This window comes from Geminicoccus sp. (assembly GCF_036263595.1).
Lineage (GTDB): Bacteria > Pseudomonadota > Alphaproteobacteria > Geminicoccales > Geminicoccaceae > Geminicoccus.
The window spans coordinates 66,865-84,766 of sequence record NZ_DATAGQ010000201.1 but is presented as its reverse complement, the minus strand read 5'-3'; the positions used below and the strand labels follow the sequence as shown (position 1 = coordinate 84,766).

The following is a 17,902-nucleotide window of genomic DNA, read 5'->3' as shown; positions in this document are numbered from 1 at the left end:
GCGCCCAGACCAGGCGGTCCATGTCGTCGCGGCCGGCTACTGCCATGGAGGCAGGACCGGCAAACCAGATAGAAGATGAGCTTGTCCACGCTCACCCGGCATCGCCATGACGTCATCCTGCGCCGGCTGGAACGCGAGCCGCGTGTCCGTGTGGTGGCGCTGGCTGTCGAGCTGGCGGTCAGCGAGGAGACGATCCGGCGCGACCTGGACGAGCTGGAAGCGCGTGGCCGTCTGCGCCGCATCCATGGCGGGGCGGTGCCGTTCAGGACGGACGAGGACGAGCCGCTGAACGAGCGGTCGCGGATCAAGTCCAAGGAGAAGGTCAAGATCGGCCAGATCGCGTCCATGCTGGTCGAGGACGGCATGACCGTGTTCGTCGACACGGGCTCGACGCCGTTGGCCTTCGCAAGGGCGCTGGTCGGCCGGCGGGACGTCCAGCTGATCACCAACTCCCTGGACATCGCCCAGGTGCTGGCCCCCGAGCCCGGCCTTCGGATCAAGGTCACGCCCGGCTGGCTGCGCTCGAACGACAACGCGCTGCTGGGCAGCGACACCATCGCCTTCGTGCGCCGGTTCGTGTTCGACATCGCGGTGATGGGGATCGCCGCCTGCGACGAGCAATATGGCTGGATGGACTATGGCGAGGAGGAATCGGACCTGCGCCGCATCCTCTACCAGCAGTCGCGGCGCAACGTGGTGGTCTGCGACGAGAGCAAGTTCGGCCGACGTGCCTCGGTGCGCACCTTCGACCTGACGACGCCGCTCACGGTCGCCACCAACCGGCCGCCACCCGAGCCATTCGCCTCCATGTTCGCGGAAGCCGGGGTCGAGGTCCTGGCCGAACGTCCACCGGCCCGCGCGCTGCGGCAGCGTTGAGCGGTCCCTTGGACGCACCGAGCCGGCAAGGGACCGGCCCCGACTTCGACGACACGTTCCGGAGCCGGTTGCACGATCTCCTCGCTTGGCGCCGCGACGTGCGCCGGTTCCGGCCGGACCCGATCCCGGCGGCCGAGATGGAGGACCTGCTGCGCACCGCCTGCCTGGCGCCGTCCGTGGGCAATGCGCAGCCCTGGCGGTTCGTCCGGATCAGCTCGGCCGGGATGCGCCATGCGCTGGCCGAGCATGTGGACGCCGAGAATGCGCTGGCCCGCGAGGCGCTGCCCGAGGCCGACCGGGCCGCCTATGCGGCCTTGAAGCTGCACGGGCTGCGGGAAGCGCCGGAACTGCTGGCGGTGTTCTGCGACGAGCAACCGGTGGCCGGGCGTGGTCTCGGGCGGCGGACCATGCCCGAGACGCTGCGCTACTCGACGGTGCTGGCCGTCCACACGCTCTGGCTGGCCGCCCGCTCGCGCGGCATCGGGGTGGGCTGGGTCTCGATCCTGGAGCCGGCACGGATCACGTCCCTGCTCGAGCTGCCCGAACACTGGTGCCTGGTGGCCCTCCTGTGCATCGGCTGGCCGGTCGAGGAGACGGAGGTGCCGGAGCTGGAGCGGGCCGGCTGGCAATGCCGCCTGGACTGGCAGGATGTCGTGCTGGAGCGCTAGTGCCCGCTAGCCTGCAAGGAGATCGCACCGATTGCCGGTCGCCGATGAAGCTACCAAGTAATGAGACAATCGGTACCCGTGTAGTATGCAAGATCAGTCGATAGACTGACCCGCACAAACAGAACCGGGATGGCTCCATGTGCGTGCAATGCGGATCAGGGATCTTGCGTCCGTCGCGCCGCTTCTTGTTGGGCATGGGCGCGGCCATGCTGGGGACCATGGCCGCCGGCGGGCCGGGCCATGCCGTCGATCTCGACGATTCCGTGCTGGCACCGCCGCCGAATGCCATTCCGGCGGACGCAGCACTGCAGCGGCTGATGGACGGCAATGCGCGCTATGCCGCGAACCGGTCGACGCAGATGGATTATTCCGCAGGCCGGGCGGCACGCGCCAAGGCGCAGTACCCGATCGCGGGCATCGTCTCCTGCGCGGATTCCCGTGTCGCCCCGGAACTGGCGTTCGACCAGGCACCGGGCGAGCTGTTCGTCGTACGGCTGGCTGGCAACTTCGTGAACCAGGACGGGCTGGCCAGCCTGGAATACGGGGTAGAGGTGCTGGGCATCCCGCTGCTCATGGTGCTGGGCCATTCGGGCTGTGGGGCCGTCGATGCGACGATCAAGGTGATCCAGGACCGGATCGAGCTGCCGGGCCACCTGCCGGACCTGGTCGCGGCGCTGAAGCCGGGCGTGCAACGGGCGATCGACCGGAAGCCGGACGCCCTGCTGGACGCCGCGATCCTCGAGAACGTCCGCTACAACATGGAGCGGCTGGAGGACGCGACACCGATCGTGGCCGAGCATGTGGCGAGTGGGAAGGTGCAGGTGGTGGGCGGCGTGTACGACATCGCGACCGGCAAGGTGACGATGGTCTAGCGAGGCTGGCCGTCCGGCCGGCCCTGCACTAACCATCGGCCATGGCCGCCGGACGGGGAGCCGGTGGCGGGTTGCCGTGGATGAGGAACGGATGAACAAGCAGAACTTCCGGATGACCGCGATCGTCTGCCATGCGCCGAAGGACTATCGGGTGGAGCAGGTGGCGCGGCCGACGGCCGGGCCGCGCGAGCTGGTCATCCGGATCGGGGCCTGCGGGATCTGCGCCAGCGATTGCAAGTGCTGGTCGGGCGCGCCCATGTTCTGGGAGGGCAAGCAGCCCTATGTAAAGCCGCCGGTGATCCCCGGCCACGAGTTCTTCGGCTATGTCGACGAGATGGGCGAGGGAGCGGCCGAGCATTTCGGGGTCGAGGTCGGCGACACGGTGATCGCCGAGCAGATCGTGCCTTGCGATCAGTGCCGCTACTGCCGCTCGGGCAAGTACTGGATGTGCGAGGTCCACAACATCTACGGCTTCCAGCGCGAGGTGGCCGATGGCGGCATGGCCGAGTACATGCGGCTGCATTCCACGGCCCGCGTGCACAAGATCCCGCGCGACATGCCGGTGGACGATGCAGGGATCATCGAGCCCTTGGCCTGCGCCATCCACACCGCGCAGCGAGGCGACATCCAGCTCGATGACGTGGTGGTGATCGCGGGAGCCGGGCCGATCGGGCTGATGATGGTCCAGGTCGCCAAGCTCAAGACGCCGAAGAAGCTGATCGTCATCGACATGGTGGAGGAGCGGCGCAAGCTGGCGCTGGGCTTCGGCGCGGACGTGGTGATCGATCCCAAGAACGAGGACGCGCTGGAGATCGTGCGCTCGCATACCGGCGGGTACGGGTGCGACGTCTATATCGAGGCGACGGGCTCGCCGGCCGGCGTGGGCCAGGGGCTGGATCTGATCCGCAAGCTCGGCCGGTTCGTGGAGTTCTCCGTGTTCGGGGCGCCGGCCACGGTGGACTGGTCGATCATCGGCGACCGCAAGGAACTGGACATCCGGGGCGCGCATCTGGGCCCGTACTGCTACCCGATCGCGATCGACCTGCTGTCGCGCGGGCTGGTCACGTCCAAGGGGATCGTGACGCACGAATACAAGCTGGAGGAGTGGGACGAGGCGATCCAGATGGCGTACGGGCTGGACTCGATCAAGGTGCTGCTGAAGCCGAAGTCGAGCTAGCAGCCGTCAGCACTCAGATATCGGCGGCATGACAGGTTCATGCCGCCCAGGAGCCACTCGCTCAGGCTCCGTCGACCTCGATCACGCGGTACTTGGTACCGTCATTGCTCTTGCTGCCGCTGCTCTTGCCGAGGCCGCCCTCGAAGCGGATCAGGCGCTTGTGCACGGGCTGGCCCAGCCACTGGTCGTAGACCCACAGGCCGTTCCTGTCCTGGCCGATATAGATGGCGGCGTGGCTGCCGGTCCGCGAGGCGTAGGTGCCGTTCCCTTCGAACGTCGCAATCGGCGTGCCCGGCGGGATCTCCGGGTTGCCGCGCACCAAGGGACCCGGCGACCATTCGGCAGAGCGTGGGAGGCCAGCCACCTGCTGCACGAACGGAACGCAGTGGCCGTTGCCCACCACCTCGCCGAGATAGGCTTCCGGCTGACCCGCACCACGTGGCACGTCCACCCCGCCGCCACAGCCGGTGCAGGCAAGACAGGCGGCGATGATCATGCCCATGCGCATCATGACGGCGCTTCCCCCGAAGGCTCCCACCCTGGACATCTTGAGGCGGCTTCGAGCCGCCGCGGACGATGGTGTCGTCCGAGGTCAGTAAGCCTGGATCCGGATCGCCAAGCGAGACTTTTCGACGGGCTCAACCTTGCGCCTCCACCAGTGGGATGTTCGCCTCGGCCAGCGGCCTGGTCGCCTCGTCCGGCAGGCCACCGGCACCTGTGACGACCGCGGCGAACCGGGAAAGATCGGTGAGCACGTGCAGGGCGGTCTGGCCGAACTTGGAGCGGTCGATCAGGAGATAGGAGCGGTTGGCCGAAGCGATCATGCCGCGCTTTGTCTTCACGATGTCCTGGTCCTGGTGGAAGGCCAGCGTACCGGAGACCGAGGAGGTGCCGAGGAAGGCGACGTCGGCGCGAAGCCCCGCCAGCATCTCCTCCGTCGCCATGCCGAAGAAGCCGTGGAAGCGGCGGCTGTACTGGCCGCCCAGCGTGATCAGGCGGATGCGGTCGACCAGCGCCAGCGCCTCGATCGCGGCCAGGTTGTTGGTGATGACGGTGAGCGGGCGACGCTCGACCAGGAGGTCGGCGAGTGCCCCCACGGTCGTGCCGGCGTCGATGATGACGGACTGGCCGGGTTCCACGAACTCCAGGGCCGCCCTGGCGATCGCGGCCTTCTCCTCCAGCGCCACTTTGGTGCGCCAGCGAAAGTCGCTCTCCATCAGCGTCGAGGATTCGATTGTGGCGCCGCCGCGGACCTTGCGCACGAGCTGGTCCATGGCGAGCTGGTCAAGGTCGCGATGGACGGTCATCCGGCTGATGCGGAAGTCCGCCGCCAGCTCGTCGACCGTCACGGAGCCTCGCTCCAGCAGGAGATCCAGGATCTTCTGCCGCCGTCGCTCGCCGCTCTGGAGGGCAGCATCGCTCATGCGAGCAGGTGCTGCCCGGTATCGGTCACCAGGGTGCGATGACGCTTGGCGAGCTCGTCCAGGAGGGCCTGGATCTCGGCCTGCTGCCTGGCCTCGTCCCATCCGAGCGTGCGGCCGGCGATGTCCGCGAGTTCCGCCAGGGCCGGGCGGGTAGCGCGTCCAGTGATGGCGATGGTGGTGCGACGGAGCACCAGGTCGGCCAGCGTCGGCGCGCGCTCGGCCTGGCAGAGCCAGGCGATCTCGCGGGTGCCGTACTCCGGCAGGTGGGTGAGCGGACGGTCCGGGTCGTTCACGCCTTCGAGGGTCGCTAGAAAGTCCTGGGCGCGGCTGCCGTAGCGCTCGTGGAGGGTGCGTAGACGCGCGTCGTCGTTGGCGCGGCCGTTCAGACGGCCACCTCCAATCGGCTCCATCTCGGTGCCGCGCTGCCGCTTTTTGCCCAGGCGCTCCAGAACCGCGTCCGTCACCTCCGCCGAGAACGCGCGGAAGGTCGTCCATTTGCCGCCGACCAGGCAGAGTACCGGGAACGGCCGCTCGTCGTGGGGCTCGTGCACCGGCATGGAATGGTCGCGGCTGACGATACCAGGATTGGCGGCGTCGCTGGCGGGAAGCGGGCGGACGCCGCAATAGGTGTAGACGACCTGGTCGCGGTCGATCCGGAAGGACGGGAAGACTTCCCGCAGCGCCCCCAGCATGTAGTTGATCTCGTCGTCCTCGCAGACGACGCTGTCGGGCTTCGTGGTGCGGATGTCGGTGGAGCCGGTGAGCACCTTGTCCAGGAACGGATAGGCCAGGCAGATCCGGCCGTCCTTGCGGCCGAAATAGACCATCCGGCCAGCCAGGGCGGCGTGCATCTCCTGATGGTCGAGCAGGAGATGCGACCCCTTGGTGCCGCCGATATGCTGCGAGCTTACGCCGGCCGCCCGGTTGGCGCCGTCGATCCAGGCACCGGCAGCGTTCACCAGGATCTGCGGGCGCACGGTGAAGCGCTCGCCACCGATCGTGTCGGCCAGCACCAGCCGGTCGCCTTCGTGGGCTTCCAGGGAGACATGGTTGACGCCGAGCGAGGCAGGATTGGCCGCCTCGCCGTCCAGCACCAACTCCACGCCCAGCCGCTCGGGCTGCGTGATCCAGGCATCCCAGTAGATGCCGGCTCCCACCACGGAAGGATCCAGGCCCGGGACGGATTTCAGAGTTTCCTCGCGGTCCATCATCCGGTGGGTGGGCATGGTCCGCTCCTTGCGGCCCAGATAGTCGTAGAGCGCGAAGCCGACCTTGACGATCCAGGCACCCCGGTCGTCGCTGCCGCCCTTGCGGCCGAAGAAGCGGGAGATGGCATCGGTGAGCCCGCCCAGGCGCGAGCGCAGCGGCACCACCGTCTCCAGCGGGCGGACGAGGTGGGGCGCGTTCTTCAGGAGGCGGTTGCGCTCGTGCGTTGCTTCGCCGACCAGGCGGAACTCGCCGGTCTCGAGATATTTCAGGCCGCCATGGATCATCCGGGACGGGGCGGAGCTGGCGCCGGAGCAGAAGTCACCCTTGTCGACCAGCAGGCAGTCGACGCCCTGCAGCGACAGGTCGCGAAAGGTGCCGATCCCGTTGATGCCGGCGCCAACGATCACGACCGGCCAATCCTGCCGGGCACGCAGGCGCTCCAGTTGCTGCCGACGATCGATCAAGCGGCGTCACTCCCGTTCAGGCTCGGCCAAAGACCCTGCACCGTGCCCACCGACCGGATGTAGCGCCGGTAGGCCAGATCCAGGCGGGCCGCGGCGGCGGGCTCCGGCTGGTAGGTGCTCGACGCGCGGCAGCACACGGCGGCCGCGTCCGAGAGATGATCGAACCAGCCGGCCGCCACACCGGCACACATGGCCGCACCCAGGGCACCTACCTCCTCCGCATCGGGCACGACGACCGGCAGGTTCAGGGCGTCGGCGAAGAGCTGGGCGATCCGGGGACTGCGAGCACCACCGCCAGCCAGGGCCGCGCGGTCCAGCGGGAAGCCGCGGCGAAGCGCGTCGACATGGGTGCGGTGGTTGAAGACCACGCCCTCGATCAGCGCGCGCATCAGGTCGCCCCGCTCGTGCCGGCCCAGCACGCCCATGAAGGCCGCGCTGGATACGGCGGCATGAGGCGAGCCGTAGAGGAAGGGGTGGTAGACGATGCCGCCTTCGCGGGCGAAGGCGGCTGCCAGTTCCGGCTCCAGCACCTGGAAGACGGACACGCCTTGGGCCTTGGCCGTCTGCGCGGCATCGCGGCAGAACTGGCCGACGAACCAGTCGATGTTGGCGGACGAGGCAGGCGAGATCGACATGTTCATCCAGGTGCCGGGTGCGAAGCCATTACGGCAGAACCAGGCCCGGTCGATCACCGGCAGGGACGAGATCACCTCGTTGATGCAGTAGGTGCCGGCCACCAGTGCCAGCTGTCCCGCCTCGACCACGCCTATGCCGACGGCCGTGGCGGTCACGTCGTGGAGCCCTGCTGCGACGGGCGTGCCGACGCGCAGCCCGGTCGCCTGGGCGGCATCCTCGGTCACGTAGCCCGCGATCGAGGTCGGCTCCAGGGCCGGTGGCAGGCGTTCCATGACCTCCGGCAGGTCGAAGAGGGCGGCCACGTCCGGGTCGTAGAGCTGGGTCTGGACATTGGTGAAGGCCGTGCTGGCTTCCGTGCGATCGGTCGCGATCGATCCGGTCAGGCGGAAGCGCAGCCAGTCCTTGCAGTAGAGGAGATGGCCGAACCGGGCATAGCGCTCCGGCTCGTGCTGCTTGATCCAGCTCAGCACGGCCGTGGGTGAGGAGGGGGCTACCTCCTGGCCCATCGCCGCCAGCATCGTCGGAAAGCGGCCCTCGGCCTGCCAGCGTTCGACGACCTCGTGGGCACGGCCGTCCAGCGAGAGGATGGCACGGCCGAGCGGGCGGGAATCGCGGTCGAGCGGATAGAGACCGTCGCCATGGCCGGACATGCCGATCGCGGCGACGTCGTCACCGGTGGCACCGGCGGCCTGCAGCGCGTCGGCGATCGCCTTGCAGGTGGCCAGCCAGTGCTCCTCCATGTCGCGCTCGACATGGCGGGGCAGGGGCTCGTGGCGGGTCACGTCGGCGCGGCCGACACCGGCGAGCCGGCCCTGCTCGTCGAACAGGGCGGCCTTGGTGATGGTCAGCCCGCTGTCGATGCCCAGGACGTACTTGGTCATGGCGTCACCTTGCTGCCCTGAGCGCGATGCGATCCTGAAGGCTGGCCAGCCAGATGGCGACCAGGAGCACCAGGCCGAACACCATCTGGCGGATGGAAGGCTCGATGCCGATCAGGTTCATCAGGTTCTCGATCACCGCGATCACGATGACGGCACCAAAGACGCCCGACAACCGGCCGACGCCGCCGGACAGCGAGGTACCGCCCAGGATCGTGCCGGCGAACACCATGAGGATCGAGCCTTGCCCGAGGTCGGCCACCACCGACTGGAGGCGGCCCACTTCCAGCATGCCGCCCAGTGCCGCGGCGAAGCCGGCGATCGCGAAGCACAGGATCTTGGTGCGCTTGACCTTCACGCCGGCCACGAAGGCCGCCTCCTCATTGTTGCCGATCGCATAGATCTCCTTGCCGAGCCGGTGCCGCTCGATGAGCGCATAGGCGACGAGGTAGAGCGCCAGCCAGACGAAGATGGCGATGGGTATGCCGAAGAAGCGCTGCTCGCCGAGATAGGTGTACTCGGACGGCAGGTAGTAGATGCCCTCGGGGATCAGCCAGATCACCACGCCGCGCATGAGCAGGAGGGTGGCGAGCGTCACCAGGAAGGCATTCACCCGGAGCGTGACGGCGAACAGGCCGGCGGCCCCGCCGACGACAAGGCCGATGATCGGCGTCAGGATGGCGGCGGTGACCGGGCCGATCAGGTCGGGCAGCCAGTTCTGCATGGCGACGATGGCGACGGTCGGGCCGAAGGCGAAGGTCGATTCCAGGGAAAGGTCGACCTCCTTGATCAGGAGCACCAGGAACAGGCCCAGCACCATGCAGCCGAGCGGCGCTGCGGCCCACAGCACGTTCAAAAGGTTCTGCGGGTTGGTGAAGCCCTGCACGGTCAGGCCGAACAGGGCCAGGACCGCGAGCAGCACCCAGATCAGGTGGCGCTCGAACACGTAGAGCAGCAGGCCGCCCTTCATCATCAAACTCCCTGGATGGCCCGGTACAGTGATCCTACGTCGAAGCCGGGCTCGCCCCGGCGCAAGGTCTCGACGACCACCCCGCGGAAGAACACGTGGATCTCGTCGCAGACGTCGATCAGCTCGTCCTCGTTCTCGGACAGCATGACGACGGCGCTGGCCTTCGACAGCTCGTTGCGGATCGAGTTCAGGATCTCGGGCTTGGTCGCCAGGTCCACGCCGCGGGTCGGCTCGTTCAGGACGAACAAGCGCGGGCTGGTCAGGCTCAGGCGGCTGATCAGCACCTTCTGCTTGTTGCCGCCGGACAGCGTGCTCATGCCCACCTCCGGACCCGCCGCCTTCACCTTCATGGAGGTGACCTTGTCGGCCGAGATGGCGCGCGCACGGCTGCCATTGATGAAGCCCAGCGCATTGGTCACGGTGGGGTAGCTCGAGATCAGGATGTTTTCCTGGATCGAGCGGTTCTGGATGACGCCGTGCTGCTCGCGGTGCTTGGCGAGATAGGCGACACCGTCCTTGAGCGCGGCGGCAGGGTCCGAGACCCTGGCCGGTCCCTTGTCGTCGACGATCTCGCCGCTGTCGGCATGGACCAGGCCGAACAGGGTCTCGGCGACCTCGTCCTTGCCCGAGCCATCCAGGCCGGCAAGGCCGGTGACGCGGCCGATCCGCAGCTCCAGGTCGACGTCCCGGTAGGTGCCGGCCTTGGTGAGTTTGCGGACCGCGTAGACGCGCGGGCCTTCGGCGATGCCGGCCTCGCGGCGCACCGCCGCCTTGGGGATGTCGCCCACGATCCAGTCGGCCAGCTCGCGGCTGGAGGTCGTCGCCACGTCGAGCGTCGCGACGGCGCGGCCGTCGCGCATGACGGTGACGCGATCGCAAAACTCCAGGATCTCGTTCACGTGGTGGGAGATCAGCGTGTAGGAGCGCGACTGCTCGCGGCCGACCAGCTCGCGCAACCGGGTCAGCAGCATCGTCTTGCGCTGGCGGGAAAGGGAGGCGGTGATCTCGTCCAGGAGGATCACTCTTGCCCGGTCGACCACCTGCGCCTTGCCGAAGGCCAGGAGCTGCTGGATCTCGATCGGCAGGCTGCCGATCGGCTGCTCGGGATCGACCTGGAGGTCGAGCTCGGCCGCGACCTCCCGCACCATATCCCGCATCGCTCTCGGCTTCAGGAAGCCCAGCGGTCCCGCGATCGGCCGGCCCATGAACAGGTTCTCAGTGACGGTCATCCGCTTGGCGAAGCGTGGCTCCTGCGGGATGAGCGACACGCCCAGCTCGTGCGCCTTGACCGGATCGTAGTGCGCGCCGTCCACCGTGGTGGAGCCGACCGTGATCGTCCCTGAAGACGGCTGCAGCACGCCTGCGATCATGCTGACCAGCACCGACTTGCCGGCACCGTTGCGCCCGATGATGCCGTGGATCTCGCCCTGGCGGACATGCATGTTCACGTCCGAGGCCGCGACGATGCCGGGGAAGGTCTTGGTGAGGTGGTCCAGGCGATAGGAGGTCGCGGCGCTGTCAGGCGGCAAGGTCTGGCTCTTCGTCATCTCGTGACGTCATGGCCGGCGCGCTGGCCGGCCATGACAGGGAAGGCGTTGGTTCAGCCGCCCTCGGAAGCCGCCTTGCCTTCCGGCGTGGCCTCCATCTGGATCGCCCAGTTGCGCGGGTCGTTCGGCGGAACGTCGCCCGGGATCGAGTAGGCCTGGGTCTTGTACCAGTCGCCGTCGAACTCATCGGACGGGATGACCTCGACGGGAGTCCAGAGCTCCTGCGAGCCCACGTCATAGGTGCCCTTCTCGGCAGACTTGGTCAGGAGCTTGCCGCTCTTCATCATGTCGTAGAGCAGCCGCATCGACACGATGCCCTCGCCGGTGGCCGGCTGGACCGACACATGGGTCAGGTCGCCGCGCTCCACGGCTTCCAGCTCGGGCTTGGTGCCGTCGATGGTCGCGACCGGGATGTGGTTGGGATCGCTGGACTTGGCGAGCATGCCCTGCGCCGCGAAGGCCGGAATGGCGCCGCCGATGCCCATGGTGCCGTCGATGGAGGCCACCGCCAGGATCTGCTCCTTGCCGTAGCGGGCGATCAGGTCGTCCACCGCCTTGCGCGCCTTCGAGCCGTCGCAGCCGGCCTCACGCACCTCGACCTTGATGTTCGGATGCTGCTCGACGATCGGGGCGAACACCGACTGGTAGCCGTTGTGCCGGCCGATGTCGAAGGAGGCCGTGATGATGCAGCGCAGCTCGACGATCACGCCGTCCTTGCTGCGCCAGTCCTGGCCGCGGTTCTTGTCCAGCCAGGCCACGATCGCTTCGCCGCCCTTGCGGCCGGCCGTCTCGTTGTCGAACGCGACGAAGGTTTCCTTCGCCTTCGGCACGTAGGCGTTGGAGACCACGACCGGAATGCCCTGCTCGTAGAGGTCGTTCACGACCTTGACCATCGCTTCGCCGCGCCATGGCACCAGCAGCACGCCGTCCACGCCGCGCGCGATCTGCGCATCCAGCGCGTTGCGCTGCTTGGTGACGTCGTTGGCGCCGAACACCGAGAACTCGATCTTGTCGCCCGTTTCCGTCTCGATGCGCCGACGCTCCTGCTCCTGGCCCAGTTGAACGCCGTTGAAATAGATGTCGTTGGGGTCCCAGCGGATCACCGCGACCCGATAATCCTTTGCGGCCGCCGCGAACGACGACAGCCCGACCGCCAGCGCCGCTCCCGCGAGCAGGCCCCATTTCGCCTTGCGCATTCCATGCCTCCCAGAACCCGGGCCCACAGCTTCATCCGGCCGGGTTGCACGGTTCATAACATCGTTCATGAGATTTGTAACGTGGGGGATGATATATCTTATGCGGCTCTCGGTGCGGGACGATGCGCTGGTCGTCGGCCAGCATCATGCGGCCGCTCCTTTGCCGGAGCGGCTACATGCTTTGGCACATGGAAGGCCGGATGCGCCGGTCTCGCTCCAACTGGATACGGGTGGCGTGAACGCCGCGCGTCACTGCCAGGAGCGCCCCCAGCCTCGCGATCCCCGGCAACGCCAAGGCCGGCTGAGCGGTGCCGCATCGCTCGCAGAAGCCTCGGGCCGCCACGCGTGACGCCCCCTTCCTGGACTGGTTCGATCAGGATTGCGTCGACAGCCCGGCAGCAAAGCCGCCGGGCTGCAGGTCGTGGCGCGGTCGATGGGGCGTGGGACCCAACCCGTCAGGACGGGGCGGGGCTTCCTTCGCGCAGCAGGCCTTCCTCGCGCAGGTCGTCCCAAAGGGCCGCCGGGATCGGGTGGGTCATCAGCCGGGTATTGGCGTGCACCTCCTCCGGCTTCACCGCACCCGGGATGATCGAGGCGATCTCGGGGAGGCCCAGCGGGAACTGGATGGCGGCGGCGGCCAGCGGCACGGTGTGGCGCTTGCACACGGCCTCGATCCGTCGCACGCGCTCCAGGATCTCGGGCGGTGCGGGCTTGTAGTTGTACTTCGCACCCTCGATCGGCCCGGTCGCGAGGATGCCGGAGTTGAACGGGCCGCCCAGGAGAAAGGAGAACTTCTTCTGGCGCGCCAGCGGCATCAGGTCGTCCAGGCCTTCCTGCTCCAGCAGCGTGTAGCGGCCGGCCAGGAGGAAGACGTCGGGATCGGCATCGGTGGCGAGGCGCTTGCAGGGCTCGATCTCGTTCACGCCCATGCCGATCGCCTTGACCACGCCTTGGCTGCGCAGCTCGGCCAGGGCGCGGAACGAGCCGTCCACCGCCTGCTTGTAGCGCTCCTCGTAGGCCTCGCGCGTGCCGTGGGTCCAGATGTCGACGTCGTGGATGAGGAGGATGTCGATCCGCTCCACGCCCAGGCGCTGCAGGCTGTGCTCCACCTCGCGAAAGGTGCCGTCATAGGAGTAGTCATAGACCGGCTGCATGTTCAGCCCGCCGATCCACTGGCCGCGGTCGATCTGCTCGGGCGGGGTCGGCTTCAGCCAGCGGCCGACCTTGGTCGACAGGACATAGGAATCGCGCGGCTGCTGGCGGATGACGTGGCCGACCCGGTGCTCGGACAGGCCGTAGCCGTAGAGCGGTGCCGTATCGAACAGCCGGCAACCGGTGTCATAGGCGGCCTGAACCGTAGCCAGCGCGCGTGCCTCCGGGATCTTCTCGTAGATGTCTCCGAGCGGTGCCGATCCGAAACCCAGCACCGGCACTTTCAGCCCAGTGGTCCCGATCTCGCGCGTGGCGAGTGCCGTCATCATCATCTCCCTTTTGAAGCGGGCGCCGATCCTAGTGCGCCCGTCCGTCGAGCGTAAGCAGGGCCGGAGGCAGCTTGTCTCGTCACCCCGGCGCGCGCAGGTATGCACGGGAACGGCAACGGAGATGAGCGATGCAGGTGGGCGTGATCGGGCTCGGGTCCATGGGTGGCGGGATGGCCGGTGCCGCCGCGCGCGCAGGGCTGCAGGTCCGCGGCTATGATGTACGGCCGACCACCATCGATGGCGTGACGCCTGCCGCATCGGCGCACGACGTTGCCGAGGGTGCGGACATCCTGCTCGTCATGGTGGTCAACGCCCAGCAGCTAGAGGACAGCCTGTTCGGCGCGGGCGGGGCGCTCTCCGGGCTGCCGAAGGGTGCGGTGGTCATTGCGAGCGCCACCATTCCCGCCTCGGATGCCGAGCGGATCGGCAAGCGGGTGGAGGAAGCGGGCCATCTGTTCCTGGACGCCCCGGTATCGGGCGGTGCCGCCCGCGCCGCGGACGGCGAACTCACCTTCATGGCGTCCGGCAGCGAGGAAGCCTTCGCCAAGGCGGCGCCGTTGCTCGACGCCTGTGCCGCCAAGGTGTTCCGGCTGGGCCCGACCATCGGGACCGGCTCCACGGTCAAGACCGTCCACCAGTTGCTGGCGGGCGTGCACATCGCGGCAGCGGCCGAGGCAATGGCGCTGGGCGTGCGGGCAGGCGCAGATGCACGCGAGCTGTTCGAGGTGATCTGCAACGCGGCGGGCCGCTCCTGGATGTTCGAGAACCGGGTGCCGCACATGCTGGACCGGGACTTCGCGCCCCGCTCGGCCGTCGAGATCTTCGTGAAGGACCTGGGGCTGGTGCTGGACACCGGGCGCCACCTGCGCTTCCCGCTGCCGATCGCAGCATCGGCACACCAGCAGTTTCTGGCAGCGGCCGCCGCGGGCTTCGGGCAGGAGGACGATGCCGCCGTGGTGAAGGTCTACGAGAAGCTGGCCGGCATCGAGGTGGATGGCCGCTGACCGGCTTCCTGGCCGGTGGTTGGATCGAATGTTCCCGGAGTGAAGCTTGACCCGCCTGCTGACCTACAATGTGCATCGCTGCCTGGGCGTGGACGGCATCCTGTCGCCTGAGCGGATCGTGGAGGTCATCGCGAGCTGCGCGCCGGACATCGTGGCGCTCCAGGAACTGGATGTCGGGCGCGAACGGACCGGCGGAATCGATCAGGCCCTGGTGATCGCCGACCTGCTCGGGATGGACAGGCACTTCCATGCAGCCCTGCGCGTCATGGAGGAGCAGTATGGGGACGCCATCCTGACCGGCCTGCCGTCGCGCCTGGTCAAGGCGGGGCCGTTGCCGGGCCTCGTCCAACGGCCACTGATCGAGCCGCGCGGCGCGCTGTGGGCGGAGGTCCAGGTGGAAGAACGGCAGGTGCAGGTGATCAACGCCCATCTGGGGCTGCTCGGCGCCGAACGCGTGGCCCAGGCGCGGGCGCTGCTCGGGCCCGACTGGCTCGGCCGCCCGGACTGCCGCCGCCCGGTGATCCTCACCGGCGACTTCAATGCTCCGCCCTTCACCAGCGCCTACCGCAAGATCCGACGGCAGCTGACCGCTGTGCAGGACGTCCTGTCCGGCTGCCGCCGGCGGGCCACCTTCCCGAGCCGCTTCCCGGTCCTGGCGCTGGACCATGTCTTCTTCGACGGGCCCATCGAGATCCTGGACGTCGCGATCATCCGGACGCCATTGGCGAAGCTGGCATCCGACCACCTGCCGCTGGTGGTGGATTTCGAAGTCACGCGTGAGCCGTTGCCGCAGGCACAAGAAGAGCACGAGCCGGCCGGAGCCATCGCTGCCCTGCGCGGTTGATGGCCAATGACAAATTCGGTGCAGGTTCGATGCAGGCTCGTGTGACTGGCGCGTTTCCCGAACGGGCGGCGCAAGGCGAGGCGGCCCCGCCCGCCGGAGCAGCCAAGACCTTGTGGAAGCGCTGGGGCACGACCGGGATCACGGTCGCCTCCCTGGTCCTGGCCGGCTATCTGCTGCACCGGACGTTTTCTCAGTACAGCTGGGAGGAACTGTGGGCAGCGGTGCTGTCCGTCCCGATGGAGCACCTGCTCCTTGCCTGCCTGTTCTCGGCAGCGAGCTATCTGTCGCTGACCTGGTTCGACTGGCTGGGCATCCGCTATGCAGGCAGGCGGCTGCCTTACCCGAAGGTGGCGCTGGCGTCTTTCCTGGGCCTGTCGATCGGCCATACGCTGGGCCTGGCGGCGCTGAGTAGCGGCATGATCCGCTACCGCTTCTATCGCCGCTGGGGCCTGAGCAACGAGGAGGTCGCCAAGATCATCCTGCTCTGTGGCGTCACCGTGGGCGTCGGACTGATCGCGCTGGGCGGGGCCGGGCTGCTGCTGCGGCCGGACCTGGGCGAGCGGATCACCGGCATGAGCCACGGCTCCATGCTCGCCATGGGAGCCGGCGGCATCCTGCTGACGATCGTCTATGTCGTGCTTTCGGCGACGCTCAGGGCTCCGCTGCGCATCTACCACTGGTCGTTCCAGATGCCGACCCTGAAGGTGGCGCTGGGGCAGGTGGCGGCCGGGACGGTCAACTTCATCCTGGTGGCGGCCTGCCTGCACCAGACGCTCCTGCCGTTCAGCGACATGCCGTTCCTTGGTGTCGCCGCCATCTTCATCATCGCCAACACCACGACGATGATCTCCAACGTGCCGGGCGGGCTCGGCGTCATCGAGAGCGTCGTCCTGTTCCTGATGCCGGGCGACCAGATCATCGGCGGCCTGATCGCCTTTCGCTGCATCTATTTCTTCCTGCCGCTGCTAATCGGCGGCCTTGTGTTCGCGATCACCGAGCTCCGGATCCGCGCAAAGGACCGCCGGGCGGCCGGCAGCGACGCACCACCGCTGCGCATGGCGATGGCCGGCAAGGCGTCAGGATGAAATCGCCAGCCGGGCCTGCCGGTTCTTCTTCCTGAGAAAACGCTGCCAGGTTTCCGACAGGGGGCGCTTGGGATCGAGGATGCTGGTCCAGACCACCGGCCGGACCGGGCCGTGCAGGTCGATGGGCGGGAAGGCGTTCAGGCCCTTGCCTTCCTGCTGGAGTGCGCGGATCGCGGCAATCGTCGAGCCGTGCCGGCTGACCGCCTCGGCAAGCTCCGTTGGCGTCACGTGCAGGTGGGCGGAAAGGAGCTGGCGACGGATCGTGGCGATCGACGTCCGCTGCTGCTCGTCGACTGCCTCGATGGCCAGGTCGCATTCCGTATCCAGGCCGACCGACCGGTTGTTGATGTTGGCCGAGCCGACGCGCAGGAAGGTGTCGTCGACGATCATCAGCTTGGCGTGGATCAGGATCTCGCGGGCACCCTGATCCGACGGCGTCGTCGGGTAGAACGCGCCGAAGCGGCCGTAGCGGTCCGCCCGGTGCAGCCGGCGCAACACGCGGTCGCGGTTGCGGCCCATGATGAACTGCTCGAGCTTTGCCGGCAGCACGTGGGTCATCAGCACGACGACCTCGGGTCCTTCCGGCTGCATCAGGCTTTCGGCTAGCCGCTCGGCAACCTCGAAGTTCGCGAAATACTGCGCCTCGACATAGATGCATTGCCGGGCTGCGGCGATAGCATCGAGCGTCAGCCGTCCGATCTCGTGGACGGGCGGCTGGTTCCGCCAGACGGGCAGGGTGCGGGCGACCGCAACGTCGGTATCGCGAAAATGGGCCTCCAGTCCCTCGGGCCAGAGGTCGCGCACCGCCGATACGGCCGGCAGATCCTCGCCGGTAGCCACCTTCCAGCGCATCTTGGCCACATCGGCCACCACCGTGGCGGCGTCCCCCTCCACGATCATCTGCATGTCGTGGACGGGCTCGTAGAGGTTCCCGTCCGGATCGGTGCGCCGCCGGTCGTTGTGCTTGTGCCGCCAGGTGTCCCACCGCTTCACGGTGAGATCGATCCCGCCGGCGAACGCTACCCGGTCGTCGACGCAAATAATCTTCTGGTGGTGCGCGGCATAGATCGGATGCTCCTGATCCAGACGCACCGTGATGCGCGGATGATCCTGCCATTCCGCACCCACCAGCAACTGGGCGGGTGAGCTCGGCGCGTGCACGACCGCGAAGCTCCAGACCAGGATGTGGATCCGGAGGTTCGGCTTCTCCTCGACCAGCGAGCGCAGCATCGGCCCGAGCGGCTGGCAGACTTGGCCTTCGGGACAGAGCGGGATCCGGCCATCGAAGTCCCAGCCGACGATCAGGATCGAGTGCTCGGCGCGATGCAGCGTCTGCTCGAGCCGGGCGAAATAGGAGGCGGCGTCGGGCAGGAGGGTGGCGCGCGTGGCTTTGGCGACCCGCCAGCAGTTCCTGCCAGGCCGCACGATCCGATGGGCCTGATCCCGTTCCACGTTCTGCTGTGGCGATGCTTTCGCGAAACCTGCGAACGAGCCTTCGACTGTCATCCCATCTCTCATGCCGACATCGCGGCAACATGCCGGGCTGTCATGATCCCGCTGCCGCTGTTCCG

General features: G+C 67.9%; 16 protein-coding genes. 7 read left to right on the top strand and 9 right to left on the bottom strand.

What is annotated here, in order from left to right; genetic code table 11:
- Positions 1 to 75: 75 nt before the first annotated feature.
- From VHL31_RS22345 to VHL31_RS22330, 4 genes are all read left to right on the top strand, one after another.
- Positions 76 to 876 carry a DeoR/GlpR family DNA-binding transcription regulator gene (locus tag VHL31_RS22345; protein ID WP_329663457.1) on the top strand — a complete coding sequence of 267 codons (801 nt, stop codon included), beginning with the start codon at positions 76 to 78 and terminating at the stop codon, positions 874 to 876.
- A gap of 8 nt (positions 877 to 884) precedes the next feature.
- The gene (gene bluB, locus VHL31_RS22340; protein ID WP_329663456.1) at positions 885 to 1,544 is read left to right on the top strand and encodes a 5,6-dimethylbenzimidazole synthase; all 660 of its coding nucleotides are present in this window, start codon (positions 885 to 887) and stop codon (positions 1,542 to 1,544) included.
- Positions 1,545 to 1,681: 137 nt separating this feature from the next.
- Positions 1,682 to 2,416 (top strand): carbonic anhydrase, encoded by a 735-nt coding sequence (locus VHL31_RS22335; RefSeq protein ID WP_414653802.1) that lies wholly within the window; start codon positions 1,682 to 1,684, stop codon positions 2,414 to 2,416.
- A gap of 91 nt (positions 2,417 to 2,507) precedes the next feature.
- Positions 2,508 to 3,593: an alcohol dehydrogenase catalytic domain-containing protein gene (locus VHL31_RS22330; protein WP_329663454.1), complete on the top strand. Its 1,086-nt coding sequence runs from the start codon at positions 2,508 to 2,510 to the stop codon at positions 3,591 to 3,593.
- A gap of 61 nt (positions 3,594 to 3,654) precedes the next feature.
- Here VHL31_RS22330 and VHL31_RS22325 read toward each other — a convergent pair whose 3' ends face one another.
- From VHL31_RS22325 to VHL31_RS22290, 8 genes are all read right to left on the bottom strand, one after another.
- On the bottom strand, positions 3,655 to 4,104 hold the full coding sequence (locus VHL31_RS22325) for a BPSL0067 family protein (RefSeq protein WP_329663453.1): 450 nt from the start codon (positions 4,102 to 4,104) through the stop codon (positions 3,655 to 3,657).
- Positions 4,105 to 4,231: 127 nt separating this feature from the next.
- Positions 4,232 to 5,017: a DeoR/GlpR family DNA-binding transcription regulator gene (locus VHL31_RS22320; RefSeq protein WP_329663452.1), complete on the bottom strand. Its 786-nt coding sequence runs from the start codon at positions 5,015 to 5,017 to the stop codon at positions 4,232 to 4,234.
- Positions 5,014 to 6,690 carry a glycerol-3-phosphate dehydrogenase/oxidase gene (locus VHL31_RS22315; protein WP_329663451.1) on the bottom strand — a complete coding sequence of 559 codons (1,677 nt, stop codon included), beginning with the start codon at positions 6,688 to 6,690 and terminating at the stop codon, positions 5,014 to 5,016. Before VHL31_RS22315 ends, VHL31_RS22320 begins: the two co-directional genes overlap by 4 nt.
- Positions 6,687 to 8,207, bottom strand: a complete 1,521-nt coding sequence (locus tag VHL31_RS22310) for an FGGY-family carbohydrate kinase (RefSeq protein WP_329663450.1) — start codon at positions 8,205 to 8,207, stop codon at positions 6,687 to 6,689. The genes VHL31_RS22315 and VHL31_RS22310 overlap by 4 nt, the downstream gene beginning before the upstream one ends.
- A 4-nt stretch (positions 8,208 to 8,211) precedes the next feature.
- Positions 8,212 to 9,177 carry an ABC transporter permease gene (locus tag VHL31_RS22305; protein WP_329663449.1) on the bottom strand — a complete coding sequence of 322 codons (966 nt, stop codon included), beginning with the start codon at positions 9,175 to 9,177 and terminating at the stop codon, positions 8,212 to 8,214.
- Complete coding sequence (locus VHL31_RS22300; RefSeq protein ID WP_329663448.1) at positions 9,177 to 10,721, bottom strand: sugar ABC transporter ATP-binding protein; 1,545 nt, start codon at positions 10,719 to 10,721, stop codon at positions 9,177 to 9,179. The genes VHL31_RS22305 and VHL31_RS22300 overlap by 1 nt, the downstream gene beginning before the upstream one ends.
- A gap of 53 nt (positions 10,722 to 10,774) precedes the next feature.
- Positions 10,775 to 11,917 (bottom strand): sugar ABC transporter substrate-binding protein, encoded by a 1,143-nt coding sequence (locus tag VHL31_RS22295; protein ID WP_329663447.1) that lies wholly within the window; start codon positions 11,915 to 11,917, stop codon positions 10,775 to 10,777.
- Between the two features lie 455 nt (positions 11,918 to 12,372).
- The gene (locus VHL31_RS22290; protein WP_329663446.1) at positions 12,373 to 13,395 is read right to left on the bottom strand and encodes an aldo/keto reductase; all 1,023 of its coding nucleotides are present in this window, start codon (positions 13,393 to 13,395) and stop codon (positions 12,373 to 12,375) included.
- A 131-nt stretch (positions 13,396 to 13,526) separates the two neighbouring features.
- Here VHL31_RS22290 and ltnD point away from each other — a divergent pair, with 131 nt between their 5' ends.
- Genes ltnD through VHL31_RS22275 form a run of 3 tightly spaced genes read left to right on the top strand, consistent with a single transcriptional unit; the run spans position 13,527 to position 16,331 of the window.
- Positions 13,527 to 14,402 carry an L-threonate dehydrogenase gene (gene ltnD, locus VHL31_RS22285; protein ID WP_329663445.1) on the top strand — a complete coding sequence of 292 codons (876 nt, stop codon included), beginning with the start codon at positions 13,527 to 13,529 and terminating at the stop codon, positions 14,400 to 14,402.
- A 46-nt stretch (positions 14,403 to 14,448) separates the two neighbouring features.
- Positions 14,449 to 15,246, top strand: coding sequence for an endonuclease/exonuclease/phosphatase family protein (locus VHL31_RS22280; protein WP_329663444.1), 798 nt, complete (start codon positions 14,449 to 14,451; stop codon positions 15,244 to 15,246).
- Between the two features lie 29 nt (positions 15,247 to 15,275).
- A complete protein-coding gene (locus VHL31_RS22275) occupies positions 15,276 to 16,331 on the top strand; it encodes a lysylphosphatidylglycerol synthase domain-containing protein (RefSeq protein WP_329663443.1) in 1,056 nt (351 codons plus the stop codon).
- Here the strand turns inward: VHL31_RS22275 and VHL31_RS22270 are convergent.
- On the bottom strand, positions 16,323 to 17,837 hold the full coding sequence (locus VHL31_RS22270) for a phospholipase D-like domain-containing protein (RefSeq protein WP_329663442.1): 1,515 nt from the start codon (positions 17,835 to 17,837) through the stop codon (positions 16,323 to 16,325). The genes VHL31_RS22275 and VHL31_RS22270 overlap by 9 nt on opposite strands.
- Positions 17,838 to 17,902: the final 65 nt, after the last annotated feature.

What these genes read in the sequence shown, in the direction of transcription:
- VHL31_RS22330 (WP_329663454.1), top strand. Translation starts at nt 2,508, where the DNA reads ATGAACAAGCAGAACTTCCGGATGACCGCGATCGTCTGCCATGCGCCG.
- VHL31_RS22270 (WP_329663442.1), bottom strand. Translation starts at nt 17,837, where the DNA reads ATGACAGTCGAAGGCTCGTTCGCAGGTTTCGCGAAAGCATCGCCACAG.
- VHL31_RS22305 (WP_329663449.1), bottom strand. Translation starts at nt 9,177, where the DNA reads ATGATGAAGGGCGGCCTGCTGCTCTACGTGTTCGAGCGCCACCTGATC.
- VHL31_RS22300 (WP_329663448.1), bottom strand. Translation starts at nt 10,721, where the DNA reads ATGACGAAGAGCCAGACCTTGCCGCCTGACAGCGCCGCGACCTCCTAT.
- VHL31_RS22335 (WP_414653802.1), top strand. Translation starts at nt 1,682, where the DNA reads ATGTGCGTGCAATGCGGATCAGGGATCTTGCGTCCGTCGCGCCGCTTC.
- VHL31_RS22345 (WP_329663457.1), top strand. Translation starts at nt 76, where the DNA reads ATGAGCTTGTCCACGCTCACCCGGCATCGCCATGACGTCATCCTGCGC.
- VHL31_RS22290 (WP_329663446.1), bottom strand. Translation starts at nt 13,395, where the DNA reads ATGACGGCACTCGCCACGCGCGAGATCGGGACCACTGGGCTGAAAGTG.
- VHL31_RS22310 (WP_329663450.1), bottom strand. Translation starts at nt 8,207, where the DNA reads ATGACCAAGTACGTCCTGGGCATCGACAGCGGGCTGACCATCACCAAG.
- VHL31_RS22325 (WP_329663453.1), bottom strand. Translation starts at nt 4,104, where the DNA reads ATGATGCGCATGGGCATGATCATCGCCGCCTGTCTTGCCTGCACCGGC.
- ltnD (WP_329663445.1), top strand. Translation starts at nt 13,527, where the DNA reads ATGCAGGTGGGCGTGATCGGGCTCGGGTCCATGGGTGGCGGGATGGCC.
- VHL31_RS22275 (WP_329663443.1), top strand. Translation starts at nt 15,276, where the DNA reads ATGCAGGCTCGTGTGACTGGCGCGTTTCCCGAACGGGCGGCGCAAGGC.
- VHL31_RS22295 (WP_329663447.1), bottom strand. Translation starts at nt 11,917, where the DNA reads ATGCGCAAGGCGAAATGGGGCCTGCTCGCGGGAGCGGCGCTGGCGGTC.
- VHL31_RS22320 (WP_329663452.1), bottom strand. Translation starts at nt 5,017, where the DNA reads ATGAGCGATGCTGCCCTCCAGAGCGGCGAGCGACGGCGGCAGAAGATC.